This is a genomic window from Rhodanobacter sp. sgz306013 (assembly GCF_057031145.1).
Map to the genome: position 1 here is coordinate 546,606 of NZ_JBXCIJ010000002.1, position 16,645 is coordinate 563,250.

At 69.4% G+C, this 16,645-nt stretch carries 14 protein-coding genes; 6 read left to right on the forward strand and 8 right to left on the reverse strand.

Translation table 11 applies throughout. The features are described 5' to 3' along the window. Window positions 1-107 precede the first annotated feature (107 nt). Window positions 108-2,507: a TonB-dependent receptor gene (locus AC2EWF_RS07445; protein WP_483638723.1), complete on the reverse strand. Its 2,400-nt coding sequence runs from the start codon at window positions 2,505-2,507 to the stop codon at window positions 108-110. 320 nt (window positions 2,508-2,827) lie between these two features. On the opposite strand from AC2EWF_RS07445, the gene AC2EWF_RS07450 reads away from it, so the two are divergent. Then, window positions 2,828-4,048, forward strand: a complete 1,221-nt coding sequence (locus AC2EWF_RS07450; protein WP_483638724.1) for a murein hydrolase activator EnvC family protein — start codon at window positions 2,828-2,830, stop codon at window positions 4,046-4,048. 117 nt (window positions 4,049-4,165) lie between these two features. Continuing rightward, on the forward strand, window positions 4,166-5,539 hold the full coding sequence (locus AC2EWF_RS07455; RefSeq protein ID WP_483638725.1) for a S41 family peptidase: 1,374 nt from the start codon (window positions 4,166-4,168) through the stop codon (window positions 5,537-5,539). Between the two features lie 92 nt (window positions 5,540-5,631). Here the strand turns inward: AC2EWF_RS07455 and AC2EWF_RS07460 are convergent, their stop codons facing one another. Together AC2EWF_RS07460 and AC2EWF_RS07465 are read right to left on the reverse strand one after the other, a co-directional pair. Continuing rightward, window positions 5,632-6,825, reverse strand: a complete 1,194-nt coding sequence (locus AC2EWF_RS07460; protein WP_483638726.1) for a class I SAM-dependent methyltransferase — start codon at window positions 6,823-6,825, stop codon at window positions 5,632-5,634. 87 nt (window positions 6,826-6,912) lie between these two features. Next, complete coding sequence (locus tag AC2EWF_RS07465; RefSeq protein WP_483638727.1) at window positions 6,913-9,105, reverse strand: TonB-dependent receptor; 2,193 nt, start codon at window positions 9,103-9,105, stop codon at window positions 6,913-6,915. 196 nt (window positions 9,106-9,301) lie between these two features. On the opposite strand from AC2EWF_RS07465, the gene AC2EWF_RS07470 reads away from it, so the two are divergent. Both AC2EWF_RS07470 and AC2EWF_RS07475 read left to right on the forward strand, forming a co-directional pair. Further along, a complete protein-coding gene (locus tag AC2EWF_RS07470) occupies window positions 9,302-9,985 on the forward strand; it encodes a hypothetical protein (RefSeq protein ID WP_483638728.1) in 684 nt (227 codons plus the stop codon). A gap of 57 nt (window positions 9,986-10,042) precedes the next feature. Continuing rightward, complete coding sequence (locus AC2EWF_RS07475; RefSeq protein WP_483638729.1) at window positions 10,043-10,789, forward strand: pteridine reductase; 747 nt, start codon at window positions 10,043-10,045, stop codon at window positions 10,787-10,789. A 1-nt stretch (window position 10,790) separates the two neighbouring features. Here AC2EWF_RS07475 and AC2EWF_RS07480 read toward each other — a convergent pair whose 3' ends face one another. From AC2EWF_RS07480 to folB, 3 genes are all read right to left on the reverse strand, one after another. Then, on the reverse strand, window positions 10,791-11,645 hold the full coding sequence (locus AC2EWF_RS07480; protein WP_483638730.1) for a DUF6159 family protein: 855 nt from the start codon (window positions 11,643-11,645) through the stop codon (window positions 10,791-10,793). A 70-nt stretch (window positions 11,646-11,715) separates the two neighbouring features. After that, complete coding sequence (gene folK / locus AC2EWF_RS07485; RefSeq protein ID WP_483639128.1) at window positions 11,716-12,198, reverse strand: 2-amino-4-hydroxy-6-hydroxymethyldihydropteridine diphosphokinase; 483 nt, start codon at window positions 12,196-12,198, stop codon at window positions 11,716-11,718. Window positions 12,199-12,200: 2 nt separating this feature from the next. Then, complete coding sequence (gene folB / locus AC2EWF_RS07490) at window positions 12,201-12,560, reverse strand: dihydroneopterin aldolase (protein ID WP_483638731.1); 360 nt, start codon at window positions 12,558-12,560, stop codon at window positions 12,201-12,203. 145 nt (window positions 12,561-12,705) lie between these two features. Here folB and AC2EWF_RS07495 point away from each other — a divergent pair, with 145 nt between their 5' ends. Both AC2EWF_RS07495 and dbpA read left to right on the forward strand, forming a co-directional pair. Next, window positions 12,706-13,116 carry an OsmC family protein gene (locus tag AC2EWF_RS07495; protein WP_483638732.1) on the forward strand — a complete coding sequence of 137 codons (411 nt, stop codon included), beginning with the start codon at window positions 12,706-12,708 and terminating at the stop codon, window positions 13,114-13,116. Window positions 13,117-13,266: 150 nt separating this feature from the next. Next, window positions 13,267-14,658 (forward strand): ATP-dependent RNA helicase DbpA, encoded by a 1,392-nt coding sequence (gene dbpA / locus AC2EWF_RS07500; RefSeq protein ID WP_483638733.1) that lies wholly within the window; start codon window positions 13,267-13,269, stop codon window positions 14,656-14,658. Between the two features lie 90 nt (window positions 14,659-14,748). Here the strand turns inward: dbpA and pssA are convergent, their stop codons facing one another. Both pssA and AC2EWF_RS07510 read right to left on the reverse strand, forming a co-directional pair. Further along, window positions 14,749-16,140 (reverse strand): CDP-diacylglycerol--serine O-phosphatidyltransferase, encoded by a 1,392-nt coding sequence (pssA, locus tag AC2EWF_RS07505; protein ID WP_483638734.1) that lies wholly within the window; start codon window positions 16,138-16,140, stop codon window positions 14,749-14,751. Between the two features lie 94 nt (window positions 16,141-16,234). Continuing rightward, window positions 16,235-16,462, reverse strand: coding sequence for a hypothetical protein (locus AC2EWF_RS07510; protein WP_483638735.1), 228 nt, complete (start codon window positions 16,460-16,462; stop codon window positions 16,235-16,237). Window positions 16,463-16,645 lie beyond the last annotated feature (183 nt).

Sequence of the window (16,645 nt, forward strand, 5' to 3'; positions counted from 1 at the left end):
TTTCGCTAGAAACATGGAGCGGACTCGCAAGAGGGACGCCCACCGTGACGACAGGCGGGCGTCCGCAGGCAGGAAAGGGACGGCGTCGGGGCGCCGTCCCTTGGACTTCAGCGCACCGGGATGTCGAAGTTGAACATCACGCTGCGGCCGGAGGGCGTGAAGAACAGCGGCACGCCATTGGCCGTATAGCCGCCCATATCGTCGAGCGTGCGGTTGTTGGCCAGATTGAACACCTGCAGGCTCAGCTTGGTGCCGCGCGGCAGCAGTGCGGCCTCCGGCAGCGTGTAGTTCACTGACAGGTTCGTCAGCGTGACCGGATGGAAGCGGTAGATGCCGATGGTGTTGCCTGCCGCGTCCTGCGCGGTGTCGCCGTAGTTGGCGCCGGTGTACTTGGCGATCAGCGAGGCGTACCAGGCGCCGTTGCGCCAGATCAGGCCGGCGGCGCCGGTGTACCTGGGCACCAGGGCCAGCTGCAGCCCGTTGGAGTTCTGCGTGGCCTTGTTGTAGCTGGCGTTGCCGTACAGGCTGAAGCCGCCGCCGACCAGGTAGCTGGCCTCGATCTCGCCGCCGCGGTACTTGGTGCCGCCGAGGTTGGAGAAGATGGTCACACCGCCGATCTTGTGCTTGGTCACCTGGTTGGTGAAGTTGATCGCGTACAGGTCGGCCGACAGGCTGAGGCGGTCGCTTTGCCACACCGTGCCCAGCTGGTAGTTGGTCGTCGACTGCGGGTTGACGTTCTGGTCCGAGACGCGGGGGTTGGGCACGTAGAACAGGTTCTCGTTGGGCGCCAGATAGCCCTTGGCCGCCTGCAGGTAGGCGGTCCAGCCCGACTGGATCTGGTAGTGCAGGTCGATCGCCGGCAGCAGGGTGCGCCAGGACTGCGCGTAGTCCTGCGGCGCGCCGACCTTCTGCTGCACCGGCGCCACGTCGTGGCGATGGAAGTAGACGAATTTCAAGCCAGGGGTCACGGTGAACGCGTCGGTGACCTGCCAGGCGTATTCCAGGTACGGCTGCACGGTGAGGAAGGTGCCGTCGATGCGGCGATCGGTCGCCGCCAGCGGCGTCGCGGCGTTGTAGGCGCCGCCGTTGCTGAAGTCGATCTCTGCCTGGTAGCGGTGGTAGAGCTGCTTGTTCACCCACAGGCCGTACCGCAGCTCGCCGGGACCGAAGTCCTGGCTGAGGCGCAGCATGTCGCCCCAGTTGCGGTAGAGGTTGTACATCTTCTGGCCGGGCACGTCGTTGGCGCCGTAGATCGTGCCGTTGGTGCTGCCCGCGCCGGCCGGGAAGGTGCCGTCGCCGGCCGAGCCGGCAGGACCGTTGAGGCTGCCGTAGTCGTAGTTGCCGCCGTTCGGGTCCGCACCGTTCCAGCCGTGGTGGTAGTAAGCGTAGGTGTAGATCTTGTTGTCAAGGGTCACGTCGCCGAGCAGGCTGTGCACGCCCACATACTCGAAGTCCGAGTTGATCGTGTCGCCGTTGTAGCCGGTGAAGGCCTGGCTGTCCGGATTGCTGGACAGGCCGTAGTTCATGCCGAGCTGCTGCATCTGGCCCGGCATGTCGCTGGTGAACGGCGGTGCGCCGTTGTTCACCGCCACGTAGGGATACGAGGTGGCACCGTAGATCGCCGCGTTGCTGCCCGAGTTCTGGTTGGTCATCGCCACCACGGTCAGCTCGGTGTGTTCGCCCAGCGGCTTCACTGCCTTCATGAAGAAGTTGTGGCGATCCATGTTGGCGCCGGTGAGGTAGCCGTTGGACTTGAGTTGGCGGTAGTCGACGAACGCCCGCAGGTCGCCGAAGTTCTGCATCGTGCCGGTGTCGAAGGAGCCGCCCAGCATGCGCGTGGCGAAGCTGCCGTAGCTGCCGTAGACGTGGCCCACGGTCTCGGCTTCCGGTGCGCGGGTGTTCATGCCCACGGTGCCGCCGAAGGTGGCGAAGCCCACCGTGGAGGCGTTGCCCGGGCCGCGGTCGACGTTGATCGCGCCCAGGTCCTGCGACATGAAGTAGTCCGGCGAATGGTGGGTGAAGTCGTTGGGGTCGCCGACCGGGATGCCATCCATGGTGAGGTTGAACTCGCCGTCCTTGAAGCCACGGATGCTCATGTCGTGGCTTTCGGTGAGGCCGGCACCGTTCGGCTCGTGGTCGCTCACGCTGGGCGTGATCGCGATGACGTCGGCGTAGGTCCCGGTCGACGCGGTGCTGTTGCGGATGTAGTCACGGTCGATCACCGAGGTGGGCTGGGTCACCTCCAGCGGCGTGGTCGCCGGAACCTGGATGAGCGACAGCGACGCGGCGGTCACCGTCACCCCCTTCATCTGCTTGACCTTGTGCTTGCGAATCGTATCGGGCGAGAAGTCCGAACTGGCGGCCGCGCCACTCGTACCGTTGTTGCTGGTTGCCGCCGCGGCGGGTGCTGCAGGCTGGGTGGCGGCCACGGCAGCAACGGGCAGCAGTACGCAACCGATGGCCAGCGCCAACACGGTGGGTGACGGATAGCGACGACGCAACGACATTGGAAAGTCTCCGGGAGGGGCGCAAGAATTCCCGGCATGTTGGTCATGCGGTATGGCGGCGGCTTTACCGGGGGCTGCCGATCGCCGCACGAAAACCTTGCGGAATCGCAAGATGGCCGCCGCTCCGCCGCTGCGCCGGCGGTCGGCTGCTGGACGATCCCGCCGGGGCGGCGGACTATGCGGCGGCATGCGCCGAGCTGCGCAACGCGCTGGCATGGCCGGCCGCAGCGGCCGTCGCCGGGATGCGCCGACGCCCGCCGCATGAACGACCAGCCCGCAGCCGGCTCGCCGCGGTCGGCGGCCTCGGCGATAATCGGCCGATGCCCAGCCTCGTACGCGCCGCCCGCCTCCCCGTTCTCTCCGTCGCGGCATTGAGCGCCGCCCTCGTCGTGGCAACCGCGCAGGCGCGGCAGGACAAGAGCCAGACCGAACAGGCCGCGGCCAAGCAGAAGCTCAGCAACGTGCACCAGGAAGTGCAGGCGCTGGGCAGGCAGCAGGCCGCCACCGCCGCCCGCCGCGACCAGCTCAACGCCGCACTGGCGAAGCAGACCACCGCGCTGGCCGCCGCCGCACGCGCATTGCGCGAGACCGACGCCGCGCTCGCCGCCAAGCAGCAGCAGCTCGACCAGCTGCAGCAGCAGCGGGCCGGGCTGAAGCAGAAACTGGACGGACAGAAGGCCGCGATCGCCGACCTGCTGCGCGCCAGCTACGCGTTGGGTCACGGCTCGGATCTGCGCCTGCTGCTGGACAACCAGGACGTGGGCCGCATCGCGCGGGCGCTGGTGTACTCGAAATACTTCCAGCAGGACCGTGTGCAGAAGGTGCAGCAGCTGATGGCCAGCCTGGCCCAGCTGCAGGCGCTGGAACAGCAGATCGCCGCCGAGCAGCAGGCGCTGCAGGCCCAACGCGTGCAGCGCGAGAAGCAGAGCGAGCAGCTGGGCAAGCAGCGCGCCGCGCAGCAGAAACTGGCTGCCGAGACCGACGCCACCTATCAGGATCAGGCCCAACGCCTGGCGGCGCTGAAGCAGGATGAGCAGTCCCTCAACAGCCTGGTCGACAAGCTGCAGAAGCAGATCGACCTGGCGCTGCGCGAGGCCGCCGCACGCGAGGCCGCGCGCCAGGCTGCGGCGGGGAAACACGGCGGCAAGGCGCCGCCGCCGATCGCGGTGGGCGGCGCGGGCGCCAACATCCGCGGCAACCTGCCTTGGCCAGCGGCCGGCGACGTGCACCGCTACGGCAACGGCGTGCTGATCCGCGCCAGCGGCGGCAGCGAGGTGCGCGCGGTGGCGAATGGCCGGGTGGTCTACGCCGGCTTCCTGCGCGGCTACGGCATGCTCCTGATCCTCAACCACGGCAACGGCTGGATGAGCATGTACGGCAACAACGAGGCGCTGCTGCACAACGTGGGCGACGCGGTCACCACGGGCCAGGCCGTGGGCACTGCCGCGCCGCCCACCGGCATCAACACCGGCGTGTACTTCGAGTTGCGTCGCGACGGCCAGCCGGTCGACCCGCGCAGCTGGCTCGGCCAGCACCATTGAGCCGGCCCGGCCAGCCATTCAGCCAGCACCGTTGACGGCTGCCCGCCGTCGTCGCAGGCTGGCAGCGTCGAAACCCGCCGCCCGCGCGGCGGGAGCCCCCTTCCCCGGAGTCGTTCCATGCGGTTTTCCACCTACAGCCTGTGCGCCCTGCTGCTGGCGGCGTCGTTCGTGCACGCGCAGAACGCGCCGGCGCCGGCCGCGAGCGCGCCCGAGCCGCCCACCGATCTGGCGCCCACCCACGTGCGCGCCGACGCGCCCGCCAAGGCCGACGACAACCACCCGGTCAACCTCGAGGACATCCGCCGCTTCAGCCGCGTCTACGACATCGTGCGCCAGGCCTACGTGGAGCCGGTGAGTAACCACGTGCTGATGAAGGACGCGATCACCGGCATGCTCGCCGGCCTCGACCCGCACAGCGAGTACCTCGACAAGGAAGGCCTGGCCCAGCTCGACGAGGACACCACCGGCCAGTACAGCGGCCTCGGCATCGAGGTGCTGCAGCAGGACGGCGGCTTGCTGATCGTCACGCCGATCGACGACACGCCCGCTTCCCGCGCCGGCATCAAGCCCGGCGACAGCATCGTGAAGATCGACGGCGTGCTGGTCGACCCGCAGAACGTGGACGACATGTTCAAGAAGCTGCGCGGCAAGCCCGGCAGCAAGATCACGCTGACCGTCCTGCACAAGGGCGGTGACACGCCGGTGGACATGCACCTCACGCGCGAGAACATCGCGATCACCAGCGTCAAGGTGCGCCAGCTCGAGCCCGGCTACGACTACATCCGCATCACCCAGTTCCAGAGCGACACCGCCGCCGATCTCGAACGCAAGCTGGCCGCGGTGGTCGCCAGGGACGGCGCGCCGAAGGGTGCCGTGCTCGACCTGCGCAACAACCCGGGCGGCCTGCTCACCGCCGCGGTGTCGGTGAGCGACGACTTCCTGAATTCCGGCACCATCGTCACCACCCGCGGTCGCCTGGCCGACTCCAACATGAGTTTCAGCGCGCATCCGGGCGACCTGCTCGACGGCGCGCCGCTGGTAGTGCTGGTGAACCACGGCACCGCCTCCGCCGCCGAGATCGTCTCCGGCGCGCTGAAGGACAACCATCGCGCCCTGCTGATCGGCCAGCGCACCTTCGGCAAGGGGGTGGTGCAGACGGTGCTGCCGCTGGACGCCGACCACGCGGTGAAGATCACCACCGCGCGCTACTACACGCCGAACGGCACCTCGATCCAGGCCGAGGGCATCCGGCCCGACATCCCGCTCGCCGACCTCAGCGTGCGCAAGGCCGACGTGGCGCCCGAGCTGATCAGCTCCGAGGCCGACCTGCCGAACCATCTCGCCAACGAGCATGCGAAGGCCGGTGGCAACATCGATGCCGACGGCAGCGCTGCCGAGGGCTCGCTCGCCACCAGGGACTACGCGCTGGCGCAGGCGCTCAACGTGCTCAAGGGCATGGCGCTGGGGCGCGGCGCGCCGACTGCGAAGTAGGAGCGAACCCTGTGCAGGACGGCCCCGGTGCTTGACCGGGGCGAGAGCCATTCGGATACGGGGTGCCCCGGATTTGATCCGCGGGTGTGCTCCTACAACCGCCCGCCCTGGTCGGCAGCCAGCAGCTCCGCCGGCAGCGGCAGCAGGTCGAGGCCCCGGGCGAACAGCATCGCCTGGAAACGCTCGCCCATCTGGTCGGGCAAGGTGAGCCGCTTCACCTCCTGCGCCAGCCGGTAGCGTGCCGCCTCGTCGGCGGCCTGCGCATGGGCCGCCTCGAACGCCTCCTGCAGGCCGCTGGCGATCAGGAACCGCGCCTGCGGCAGGTAGGCCGCCACGCCGAAACCGGCGCTGTTGCCGGCTTCGGCCAGCGCGGTGAAATCCACCGAGGCGGTGAGGTCGTTGAGGCCGGGCAGCCACAGCGGATCGCCGTGCGCATGGTGGCGGTAGTGCGCCATCAGCGTGCCGTCGCGGCGCCCGGGCTGGTAGTACTCGCGGCGCACGTAGCCGTAGTCGACGAACAGCATCAGGCCGGCCTCCAGCGTACCGGCCACGGCCTGCAGCCAGTACGGCAGCTGCGGCAGGATCTCGCTGCGGTAGCCGTCGGCGAAATCCGCGCCCAGGTCGCGCTCGACGTGGCGCACCGCACCGGCCACCAGCGCGTCGGCGGGGCGGTCCACCCGCATCAGCCGCCCTTCGCCATCCAGCGCCACGTACTCCTCGAACACCTCGCCGCCCTTCATCGCGATGCGCGTGGCGGGCAGCGCGTCGATCACCTCGTTCGCGAACAGCACGCCGCGCCAGCCATGGTCGGGCGGGCCATCCAGCCACCTGACGCGCGCGTTGAGTTCGGCCGGCAACGCGGCTGCAAGGCGCTCGCGCTGGCGTTCGCGCAGGTCGGCGCTGGGTTCGAGGATCAGGTAACGGTGCGGCAGGCTGTCCGCTTCGGCGAACGCCTTGAGCGCCACCTCCGCGAACGCGCCACTGCCGCCGCCCAGTTCGAGGAAATTCGCTTCGCCACCCAGCGCGTCCAGCACCGGCGCCACCACGTTTGCCACGCAGCGCGCGAACAGCCCGCCCAGTTCCGGCGCGGTGACGAAGTCGCCCGCCTCGCCGAACTTGGTCTTGCCCGCGCTGTAGTAGCCCAGCCCCGGCGCATACAGGCTGCGCTCCATGAACTGTGAAAACGGGATCGGCCCGTGCGCGGCGATCTGCTCGCGCAACTGGCCCAGCAGGCGGTCGGAATGCGCGCGTTCGTCGGCGCTGGGTTCGGGGAGGCGTGCGGACATCGGGCGGACAGCGCTGGGACCAAGGCCGCAAGCATAGCGGATGGCCGCGTGCCGGAAGCCGGCGCGCGGCCATCCCTGCAGCGGGACTCAGAAGTCCTTCTGCAGGCTGAGGTACAGGCCGCGGCGCGGGCCGAACTGCGGCGCGCCCACGCCCACACCGGTGCCGTCCCGCAGCTCATAGGTGCGGTCCAGCGCGTTGATCAGCGCCAGCTGGGTGTGCAGCTTGCCGAAACGGTTGGATACGAAGTCGTGCGAGACGTTGAGGTTGAGCTGGAAGTAGGCCGGCAGGTGCGCACCGTTCGGTACCGCGTCGTCGCGGCGCAGGCCCGAGCCGAACAGGTAGTCGGCGCCGACCCGGGTGTCGTCGCCGAGGGCGTAGCTCACGCCGCCAGAGGAGGTGTAGGCCTGGTCGTGATCGAGGTGGATGTAGTTGTCGGCGATGTACGCCAGATCGTCCACCGCGAAATTGTACTGGCTGGTGATCACGTGCTTGCCCATCGCCCGGCTGTAGGCCAGGTTGAAGTACGCCGACAACGGCCCCTGGTCGTAGTTGGCGCTGAATTCCACGCCACCGACGTGGCCGCGGGCGTAGTTGAAGGTGGAGTAGACCAGGGCGGCGCCGAACTGGCCTTCGTCCTGCAGGCGCTGCACGTCGCGGTAATAGGTGTCCAGGCCAAGGGTGAGCGACGGGCCGATGTTCTGCGACACGCCCACGTCGAAATAGTTGGAGCGCTCGGCCAGCGGCTGCGCGTTGCCGGGATTGGACACCGCATTGGTGGTGCCGTCGAACTTGGCGATGTTCGAGGTGGTGATCATCTCCGTGGCCGGCGGCGTGAAGTAGCGCGAGTAGCCGGCGTGCACGGTGGTGCTGTCGGTAGCCTGCCAGACCACGCCCAGGCGCGGGCTGAGCTGGCTGCTGGTGGCGCCGGCCAGCGTGTACCGGTCGCCACGCAGGCCGTAGTTCACCGTCCAGTCCTGGCCGATGCTCCACTCGTCCTGCACGTAGGCGGACCAGGTTTTCGCGGTAAGCCGGTTGTTGTCGACGATGTTGATCGGTGTGGTGTTGGCCTGGTTGCCGTTCGCGTCGGCCGGGAACACCCAGGCGTCGCTGCCGCTGAAGGCGTGTTCGAAGCTGCCGTAGACGCCGTAGCGCAGCGTGTTGCTGTCGCCCAGCGGGGTGGCGAAGTCGGCCTGCAGGGTGCTGGCGCGGTTGCTGCGGTTCACCGTGGCGGCAACGCCGTTGAACATCAGGTCGCCGATCCTGTCGGGACTGAAGCCGACGCTGGTGTAACGCTGGCCCAGCGAAACCTGGTAGTGGGTGGCGCCCAGCTTGCCCTGCAGCGACAGCACGCCGAAGCGGGTGCGCTCGCGCTGTTGCTCGTTGAGGTCGGCGGAGTCGAACGCGGCCTGGTCCTGGTAACCGAACTGCGGAGAGACATCGCGCCGGTTCGGGATCTGGAAGCGGTTGTTGGCCGCGCCGAACATGAAGCTCAGACGGGTGTCGTTGTCGACCAGGTAGCTGAGCGTGCCGAATGCCTTTGCCTGGTTGGTGTGGTCGTGGACCGGCGTGCGGCTGGACGCGGGGTTCTCGATGCCCACGTCGTCCTCGAGATAGTTGCCGGTGAGGTACCAGCTCCAGCGGTCGCTGCTGCCCCAGATCGAAGCATTAGGATTGAGCGTGCCGAGGGAGCCGGCGGTGACGCCCGCGCTGCCGCCGTTGCCGAGCCCGGCGCCGCTCTTGGTGGTGATGTCCACCACCGCCGCGGTGCGCAGGCCGTACTGCGCCGGTAGCGCGCCGTCGAGCAGGCTCACACGCTGGATCGTGCGCGCGTCCAGGGTCTGGCCGAAGCCGGAGATCGACTCGGGCACGATCACGCCGTTGATGCGGTACTGCAAGTTGGCGTGGTCGCCGCGCACGTGCAGTCCGCCGTAGGAATCCTGCACCACGCCCGGCGCCTGCAGGATCACCTGGTTCACCGGTGTGGAGGCGCCCAGTGGCAGCTGCGCGATCGCCTTCTGGTCGATCACGTACTGGCTGGAGCCGGTGTCGGGCGACAGCGCGTTGCGCGCCTGGTCCAGCGCTGCGGAGACGCTGATCCCGCCGAGGTCGCGCACCGTGGGCGCCGGCCGGTTGCGCGAGGCAGCCGCGGCTTCGTCGGTCACCACACCGCCGGCCGCGGTGGGAGTGGCAGCGGGCGTCACATCATCGGCGTACGCGCCGGGGGCCGCCGTCGCACACAGCGCGAGGGCAAGGATCAGGGTGAGAGAAGCAAGCTTCATGGGCAGGGATTCCAGGGTGGAGGCAGGCCATCAGGGGAGGCCGAATCTGCATGTGTAATGTTATAACATTACTTTCTTCGCCCGGAATGGCCCTGGGCCATAAGTCATGCTGCGCGACGCACGCATTGCGTCCCGCTTCATGCCCACGACTTAGACTGGGCCGCATGTGCGCGTCAGCGCGCCCACGGAGTGCGCCATGAAGCAGCGACGCCCGCCCGCACCGGCGCCTGCCGGCGGCAGCCGACAGGTGCCGGCCGTGATCGGCAAGCACGAGGAAGCGAACCGGGTCACCCAGGCCATCCTCGATTTCGTCAGCCGCATCCCCGACAGCAAGGTGGACGGTGCGGCCGACCCGAAGGCGCAGGCGCGCCAGATCGCCGCCCGCACCGCCCAGCGCGCCGCGCTAACCGCCGGCTCGCTGGCGCTGCCGCCTGGGCCGCTGGGCTGGCTCACGGTGCTGCCGGAACTGGTGGCGATCTGGAAGTTGCAGGCACAGATGGTCAGCGACATCGCCGCCGCCTACGGCCGCCATGCGGAACTGGGCCGCGAGCAGATGCTGTACTGCCTGTTCCGCCATACCGCGGCGCAGGCCTTCCGCGACCTGGTAGTACGCATGGGCGACCGCCTGTTGTTCCGGCGCATGTCGCAGACGGTGGTGGAGCGCATCGCCAGGCACCTGGGCGTCAAGCTCAGCCGCCGCGCGCTGGGCGAGGGCGTTTCGCGCTGGTTGCCGGTGATCGGCGCGCTGGGCGTGGGAGCCTACGCGTACTACGACACCGGGCAGGTGGCGGCCACCGCGATTGAACTATTCGACGGCGGCATCGGCGATGCCGACGATGGAACGACGACGGCGGTGGCGCCGCCCACGCCGCGCGGGTGACGCCGCCGTGCCGTTCCGGCAAGCTGTCGGTATCCGTCTCCGCGCAGGAATCGTCGCATGTCGTCACCTCCCGAACGTCCCGCCGCCCTGGTCACCGGCGCCGGCCGGCGCGTGGGCGCGGTGATAGCGCGCACGCTGCACGCGGCCGGCTACAACCTCGCCGTGCACTGCCGCCGCTCGGTGACGGAGGCCGAGGCGCTGGCTGCCGAACTGGAACGCGCGCGGCCCGACAGCACCCTGGTGCTGCAGGCGGAGCTGGCCGATCCACACGCGCTGCCCGCGCTGGTGGATACCGCGCTGGCCCGCTTCGGTCGTCTCGACGCGCTGGTGAACAATGCGTCGGCCTTCCACCCCACGCCAGTGGGCAGCGCCACCGTGACGCAGTGGAATGAGCTGTTCGCCTCGAACGCGCAGGCGCCGTTCTTCCTCGCCCAGGCGGCCGCGCCGGCGCTGCGCGCCACGCACGGCGGCATCGTGAACCTGGTGGACATCTACGCCGAATACCCGCTGGCGGACCACCCGATCTACTGCATGGCGAAGGCCGCGCTGGCGGCGATGACGCGCTCGCTCGCACTGGACCTCGCCCCCGACATCCGCGTCAACGGCGTGGCCCCCGGCGCGGTGTTGTGGCCCAGCGACGGCAAGCCCTACGCCGACCAGCAGGCGTTGCTGGCGCGCACGCCGCTGGCCCGCGCCGGCTCGCCCGAAGACGTGGCCGGCGCCGTGCTGTGGCTACTTCGCGATGCGCCTTACGTCACCGGCCAGATCATCCGCGTGGATGGCGGCCGCACGCTGACGACGTGACTCAGCGCTTGGGACGGAACGCCGATTCCAGCAGCGCCTGGTCGAAGCCGCCGCCCGCTTCGCCCGCTTCCGCGTAGCGGTACAGCGCCGCGGCGTAGATGCCTTGCAGGGTGGACTGCACCAGGCCAAGCAGCATGAAAGCGATCACCACCAGCACGATCGCCGGCGCGATGACGGCGACCGACTGGGTCGCGATGGCGCCGAACACCAGCGCCGCAGCCAGCAGGGCCGCGAGGAAAAACACCAGGCCGAACACCACGCCCAGCCCCGCGTTGCCGATCACGTTCTCGCCCCAGGTCCGCTTGAGCAGCCCCGCGCTGCGCTTCACCGCCTCGACCGGCCCTGCGCCCTCGCTGGCCAGCACCGGCACCACCAGGAAGGTGGCCACCGTCCACGCCAGACCGAGCAGGCCCACCACGAAGCGGCCGACCAGACCCAGCCGCTCCTGCAGGGCGCGCAGGAAGAGGCCCACCGTGGCGGCGATCAGGGCGTAGCCGAAGATGCTGCCCAGCCGCGAGCGCGCCAGCGCAAAGCCATCGGCCAGCCCGGCGGGCTCGCCGCGCAGGCGCGCCAACGCCACACCGACCAGCGCGGTGTTGAAGAACACGATCACGAAGTACTGCGCCAGGTAGAACGCGAACAGCACCACGTAGTAGGCCGGCGCGAAGCGGCGGCCTCCGAGGTCGTCGCCGTGGTGGCCGACCAGCGCCAGCACCACCGGCAGCAGGAAGCTCGCCGCCACCACGAGGCTGCACACCCCCGACAGCAACGGGAACAGCAACAGCGACTTGTCCGAGCGCAGCACGCCTGCACTCGCCTTCATCAATGCCCAGCTGCGGGCGAACTTGCCGGCCATATCCCTGCCCTCCATGCGATTGGAGCCGCTTTTCTAGCACCGGCGGCGCCGCCGCGACAGTGCAGCACGTCTAGAGCGGCTCGGCCACGAGCGGCTCGCGCTCCTGCGGGAACGCCGCCCACAGCTCCGCCATCGTCTGCCCGCCGACGGGGTGCCGCGCCGCAGGCGCAATGTCGGCCAGCGGCTTCAGCACGAAGGCATGGCGCAGCTCCTTGCGCGGGATCTGCAGGTGGCCCGGACCCTCGATCACGCGCTCGTCGTACAGCACGATATCCACGTCCAGCGTGCGGTCGGAATAGCGCGGCACGTCGCGGCGACGGCCGTTGCGGTCCTCCAGCGCGTGCAACCAGTCGTTGAGCGCGACCGGCTCCAGGTCCGTATCCAGCCCCACCGCGAGGTTCACGAAGTCCGCGCCATCGAAGCCCACCGAGCGGCTGCGATAGGCAGGCGACACGGTGATCGCGCCGAAGCGCGAGCGCAACTCGTCCAGCGCCGCGTTGAGGTGACGGCGCGGCTCCCGGTTGGAACCCAGGCTGAGGTAGACGCGCGCCATCGTCACGCCGGTCTCGTGCCGCGCTCGATGCACACGCCCACCGCCTTCGCGCCGCGCACCGCGCCGGGCTTGGACAGCTTCAGCCGCACCCAGCCCACGCCGAATTCCTCGCGGATGATCGCGGCGCAGCGTTCGGCCAGCGTCTCCACCAGGCCGAAGCTGGACGCGCCAACGTAGTCGATCAGCCGCTTCGACACGTCCTTGTAGTTCAAGGTCAGCGCGATATCGTCACTGGCGGCGGGAACGGTATTGTCGAACGCCATCTCGATGTCGAACGCCAGCGTCTGGCGCACGCGACGTTCCCAGTCGTAGATGCCGATCACGGCGTCGATGCGCAGATCCTCGATGAAGACGATGTCCATGGGGGTGCGTAGCTGGAACACGGGCTGCACAGGGTCCGCGACCGCGCACGCGGATGCAAGCCCTCGGCATTTCACTCCAGCGGCACACACGCCTGCGCCCGCTGTGCTAGATGTGGCGGCCGACCCACCGACCGGAGCCGCCGCCATGAATACCCCTCCCGCCGTCACCGCCGCGATCGCCGGCACGCGCTACGCCGTCCGCCTCGGCGACGACCACGGCCACCAATGGCTGGCCGACGAGCCGGACGACCAGGGCGGCGCCAATACCGGCCCGGATCCGCACCGGCTGCTGCTCTCTGCGCTGGGCGCCTGCACCTCGATCACGCTGAAGATGTACGCCGAACGCAAGGATTGGCCGCTGGAAGGCGTCGAGGTGGCGCTGGACTTCAACCCCGACGGCAAGCCGGAAGACGGCAGCAACCTGATCCGCCGGCGCATCGTCCTGCACGGCAAGCTGGACGAGGCGCAGCGCGGACGCCTGCTGCAGATCGCCAATGCCTGCCCGATCCACAAGGTGCTCTCCGGCGAGATCCGCATCGATTCGGCGCTGGCGTAACCAGGATGTCCAGGAAGTGCCGTCCCGCACTTCCCCGGCTCCCCGGCCAATCGCCGCACGATGGATCGGCGAGTGCTCCGCCGATGGTCCATTCATCGGGCGACCTCGCACGACCCGCCCGTCCCGCGGGCGGAGGTGCGATCATGGCGCATGACCGCCTTCGCCACGCTCCCGCTCAAGCCCGCCCTGCTCGCCAGCCTCGAAACCCTTGATTTCGCCGACATGACACCGGTGCAGGCGCAAAGCCTGCCGCCGATGCTGGCAGGCCGCGACGTGATCGCGCAGGCACAGACCGGCAGCGGCAAGACCGCTGCGTTCGGTCTCGCCCTGCTGCAGGCGCTTCAGGTGGAAACGATCCGCCTGCAGGCGCTGGTGCTGTGCCCCACGCGCGAACTGGCCGACCAGGTGAGCAAGGCGATCCGCAAGCTCGCCGCGAACATCCCCAACGTGAAGCTGCTGACCCTGTGCGGCGGCATGCCGCTGGGGCCGCAACTGGCTTCGCTCGCGCACGACCCGCACATCGTGGTGGGCACGCCCGGCCGCGTGCAGGAACACCTGAAGCGCGGCAGCCTGCACGGCGGCGGTGTCCGGGTGCTGGTGCTGGACGAGGCCGACCGCATGCTGGACATGGGCTTCAGCGAGGCTATCGACGACATCGTCGGACGCATCGCGAAGCACCACCAGACGCTGCTGTTTTCGGCCACCTATCCGGACGAGATCCGCGCGGTGAGCAAGCGCGTGCAGCGCGATCCGGTGGAAGTGACGGTGGAAAGCCCGCACGAGGAAACCACCATCGAGCAGCGTTTCCATGAAGTGGAGCCGGCGGAGAAGATGGACGCGCTGGCGCAGCTGCTGGCCAAGGGCACACTCAGCGCGGAACAGGCGCAGCACGCGCTGGTGTTCTGCAACATGCGCAAGGACGTGGACGCCGTGGCGCAGGAGCTGGACCGTCGCGGCTTCTCGGCGCTCGCACTGCACGGCGACATGGAGCAGCGCGACCGCGACGAAGTGCTGGTGCAGTTCGCCAACCGCAGTTGCTGCGTGCTGGTGGCCACCGACGTGGCCGCGCGCGGCCTCGACATCACCGCACTGCCGCTGGTGGTGAGCTACGACATCGCGCACGACCCGGACACGCACACGCATCGAGTGGGCCGCACCGGGCGCGCAGGCGAGAACGGCCTCGCCATCACCCTGGTCACGCCGCGTGAGCGGCCCAAGGCGCTGAACATCGAAGAGCAGCTTGGCCGCCCGCTGCCATGGCATCCGTTGCGCGTGTCGCCGCCGCGCGGCAAGCAGCTCAACCTCGCGTCGATGAAGACCCTGGTGATCGACGCCGGTCGCCAGGACAAGCTGCGCCCTGGCGACATCCTGGGCGCGCTCACCGGCGACGCGGGACTGGACGCGAAGGACATCGGCAAGATCGATGTGTTCGCCACCCGCGCCTACGTGGCGATCAGCCGCGCGCTGGCGAACAAGGCGCTGGAACGGCTGCGCGCGGGGCGCATCAAGGGGCGCAACTTCCGGGTGCGCGCGCTGGGCTGAGCCCCATCCGCCTTGTTCCGCCCGGGAAGGGCGGCAACGAAAGAGCCCGTCACCGCGGGCTTCACCAGCCCCGCCGGCAGGCTCCAGGCGTCACAGCAGCCAGTTGACCAGGCGGTCCAGCCGCACCCGGCTCAGGCGGCGCAACAGGCGTCGTACCTCCGGCGGGTAATGCCGCGGGCTTTCCAGCGCGCGGTAGTCGGCAAGCCGCGCGGCGTGCCGGCGCAGCCCCTCCCATTCGGCTTCGTGCATCGCCTGCAGCTGTCGCGCGGGGTCGCGCAGCAGCAGTCCGTTTTCCAGGTCCAGCGACCAGGCGCGCGGATTGAGGTTGTGGCCGGTCAGCAGGGCTGCGTGCTGGTCCACCCGTAGGCCCTTCAGGTGGTAGCTGTTGTCGCCGTCGCGCCACAACCACAGGTTCAACTGGCCGCTGGCGAGCTGGCGCGCGTGTGCGCGGGCGAAGCGGCGCAGATTGTTCTCGTAGAGATACGGCAGCAGGCCTATCGTCGTGAACGGCTGTCCCGGCGGGATGTAGAAATCGTTGGCGGTCTTGTCGCCCACCATGATGTCGATGCGACAGCCGCGCCGCAGCGCGTGGCCCACCGCCGCGCGTACCGGCCGCGGCAGGTTGAAGTACGGCGTGAACAGGACCACCCGCTCGCGCGCCTCCTCCAGCAGCGTCAGCACCATGTCGTTGAGCGCATTGCCGGTGCGGCCCAGGCCCAGGAGCGGCGTCACCGCCACCTCGTCGTCGGCCGGCGCCGCCTGCTCGGGGACGACGTAGCTGGCCGATTGCAGCGACTGGCGCAGCTCGCGGATAGCCGGCAGCAGCGCGCGGGTGGGCGGCTCCGTCGGCGTGTCCAGCCGCGGCACGGCCGCGTTGCCGGCGAACTGGCGTTCGACGAAGCCGGCCAACGCATCGGCAAGACCGCGGTGGCGCAGCAGGTGGTAGCGATCCAGCCGATAGCGGCCGTGCCGCGCGAGGTAGACGTCGTTGAGGCTCGCGCCGGTGTACAGCACGGCGTCGTCGATCACCCAGCCCTTCAGGTGCAGCACGCCGAGCAGCTCGCGGCCCTGCACCGGCACGCCGCGGATCTCCACGCCCTCGCCCAGCCGGCGCGCGAACTCGCGGTACATGCCTGCGTTGCCCTCGCTGTGCGCCTGGCCGATCAGGCCGCGGCGCGCGCGATGCCAGTCCACGTACAACGTGATGCGCAGCTCCGGATGCCGCACCCTGGCAGCGTACAGCGCGGCCAGCACTTCGCGGCCGCCGTCGTCGTCCTGCAGGTACAGCGCCACGATCACGATGCGCCGCTCGGCCCCGGCGATCAGCTGCAGCAGGGTCCGGCGGAAGGCGGCCGGATCGGGCAGCGCCGCGATGGCGTCGGCCGGCACGGCGAAGGCAGGCAGGCGTTCCGCCGCCGCGCGTCGTTGACGCGGCAGCAGGCGGCGGGCGAGCCGGCCCGGGGCGTTCATCAAGCGATTCATGGCCACAGATGATGGCAAACCCGGCGCAGGCTTGCCTACCGGTGCGAAGCGCGCGCCGACTCGGTTCTATGCGGCCACACCTCGGTCGTGGCGGTCATGCCCGTGGCCAGTATGCATGCCTTTGGCAGCGCGGCGTTGTCGATCGTGATGCGCGCTGGACGCGCCGGGCCAATCGCACCCAGTTGAGGGCGGTATTCACGTTGGGCAGCAGGTTCGTGCCGGCAGGTTTGCCGTCGTCGGTGATGCCCTGCGCGACGCCGGCGACGACGCCCTCGAGGCGCACGCCGCCGGCCATCCGGCGGATGTTGACCGGATCGCCCACGCGCAACAATTTCGGCCTGGTGGGCCTGGACTCCAAAACCGTTCCGCTATTCAGGTGGGATCTCGGGCGACTGAATCCGCAACCGACCCAACACGGTCCTCGACGGCTCAAACGCGCGGGACCGGTGGGCGACGTGATGACCGGCGCCGACCGATACCGGCTACCGGCACCACCCGCCCAGTG

Coding starts and splice junctions, on each gene's coding strand:
- AC2EWF_RS07445 (WP_483638723.1), bottom strand. CDS start 2,507: ATGTCGTTGCGTCGTCGCTATCCGTCACCCACCGTGTTGGCGCTGGCC.
- AC2EWF_RS07450 (WP_483638724.1), top strand. CDS start 2,828: ATGCCCAGCCTCGTACGCGCCGCCCGCCTCCCCGTTCTCTCCGTCGCG.
- AC2EWF_RS07455 (WP_483638725.1), top strand. CDS start 4,166: ATGCGGTTTTCCACCTACAGCCTGTGCGCCCTGCTGCTGGCGGCGTCG.
- AC2EWF_RS07460 (WP_483638726.1), bottom strand. CDS start 6,825: ATGTCCGCACGCCTCCCCGAACCCAGCGCCGACGAACGCGCGCATTCC.
- AC2EWF_RS07465 (WP_483638727.1), bottom strand. CDS start 9,105: ATGAAGCTTGCTTCTCTCACCCTGATCCTTGCCCTCGCGCTGTGTGCG.
- AC2EWF_RS07470 (WP_483638728.1), top strand. CDS start 9,302: ATGAAGCAGCGACGCCCGCCCGCACCGGCGCCTGCCGGCGGCAGCCGA.
- AC2EWF_RS07475 (WP_483638729.1), top strand. CDS start 10,043: ATGTCGTCACCTCCCGAACGTCCCGCCGCCCTGGTCACCGGCGCCGGC.
- AC2EWF_RS07480 (WP_483638730.1), bottom strand. CDS start 11,645: ATGGCCGGCAAGTTCGCCCGCAGCTGGGCATTGATGAAGGCGAGTGCA.
- folK (WP_483639128.1), bottom strand. CDS start 12,198: ATGGCGCGCGTCTACCTCAGCCTGGGTTCCAACCGGGAGCCGCGCCGT.
- folB (WP_483638731.1), bottom strand. CDS start 12,560: ATGGACATCGTCTTCATCGAGGATCTGCGCATCGACGCCGTGATCGGC.
- AC2EWF_RS07495 (WP_483638732.1), top strand. CDS start 12,706: ATGAATACCCCTCCCGCCGTCACCGCCGCGATCGCCGGCACGCGCTAC.
- dbpA (WP_483638733.1), top strand. CDS start 13,267: ATGACCGCCTTCGCCACGCTCCCGCTCAAGCCCGCCCTGCTCGCCAGC.
- pssA (WP_483638734.1), bottom strand. CDS start 16,140: ATGAATCGCTTGATGAACGCCCCGGGCCGGCTCGCCCGCCGCCTGCTG.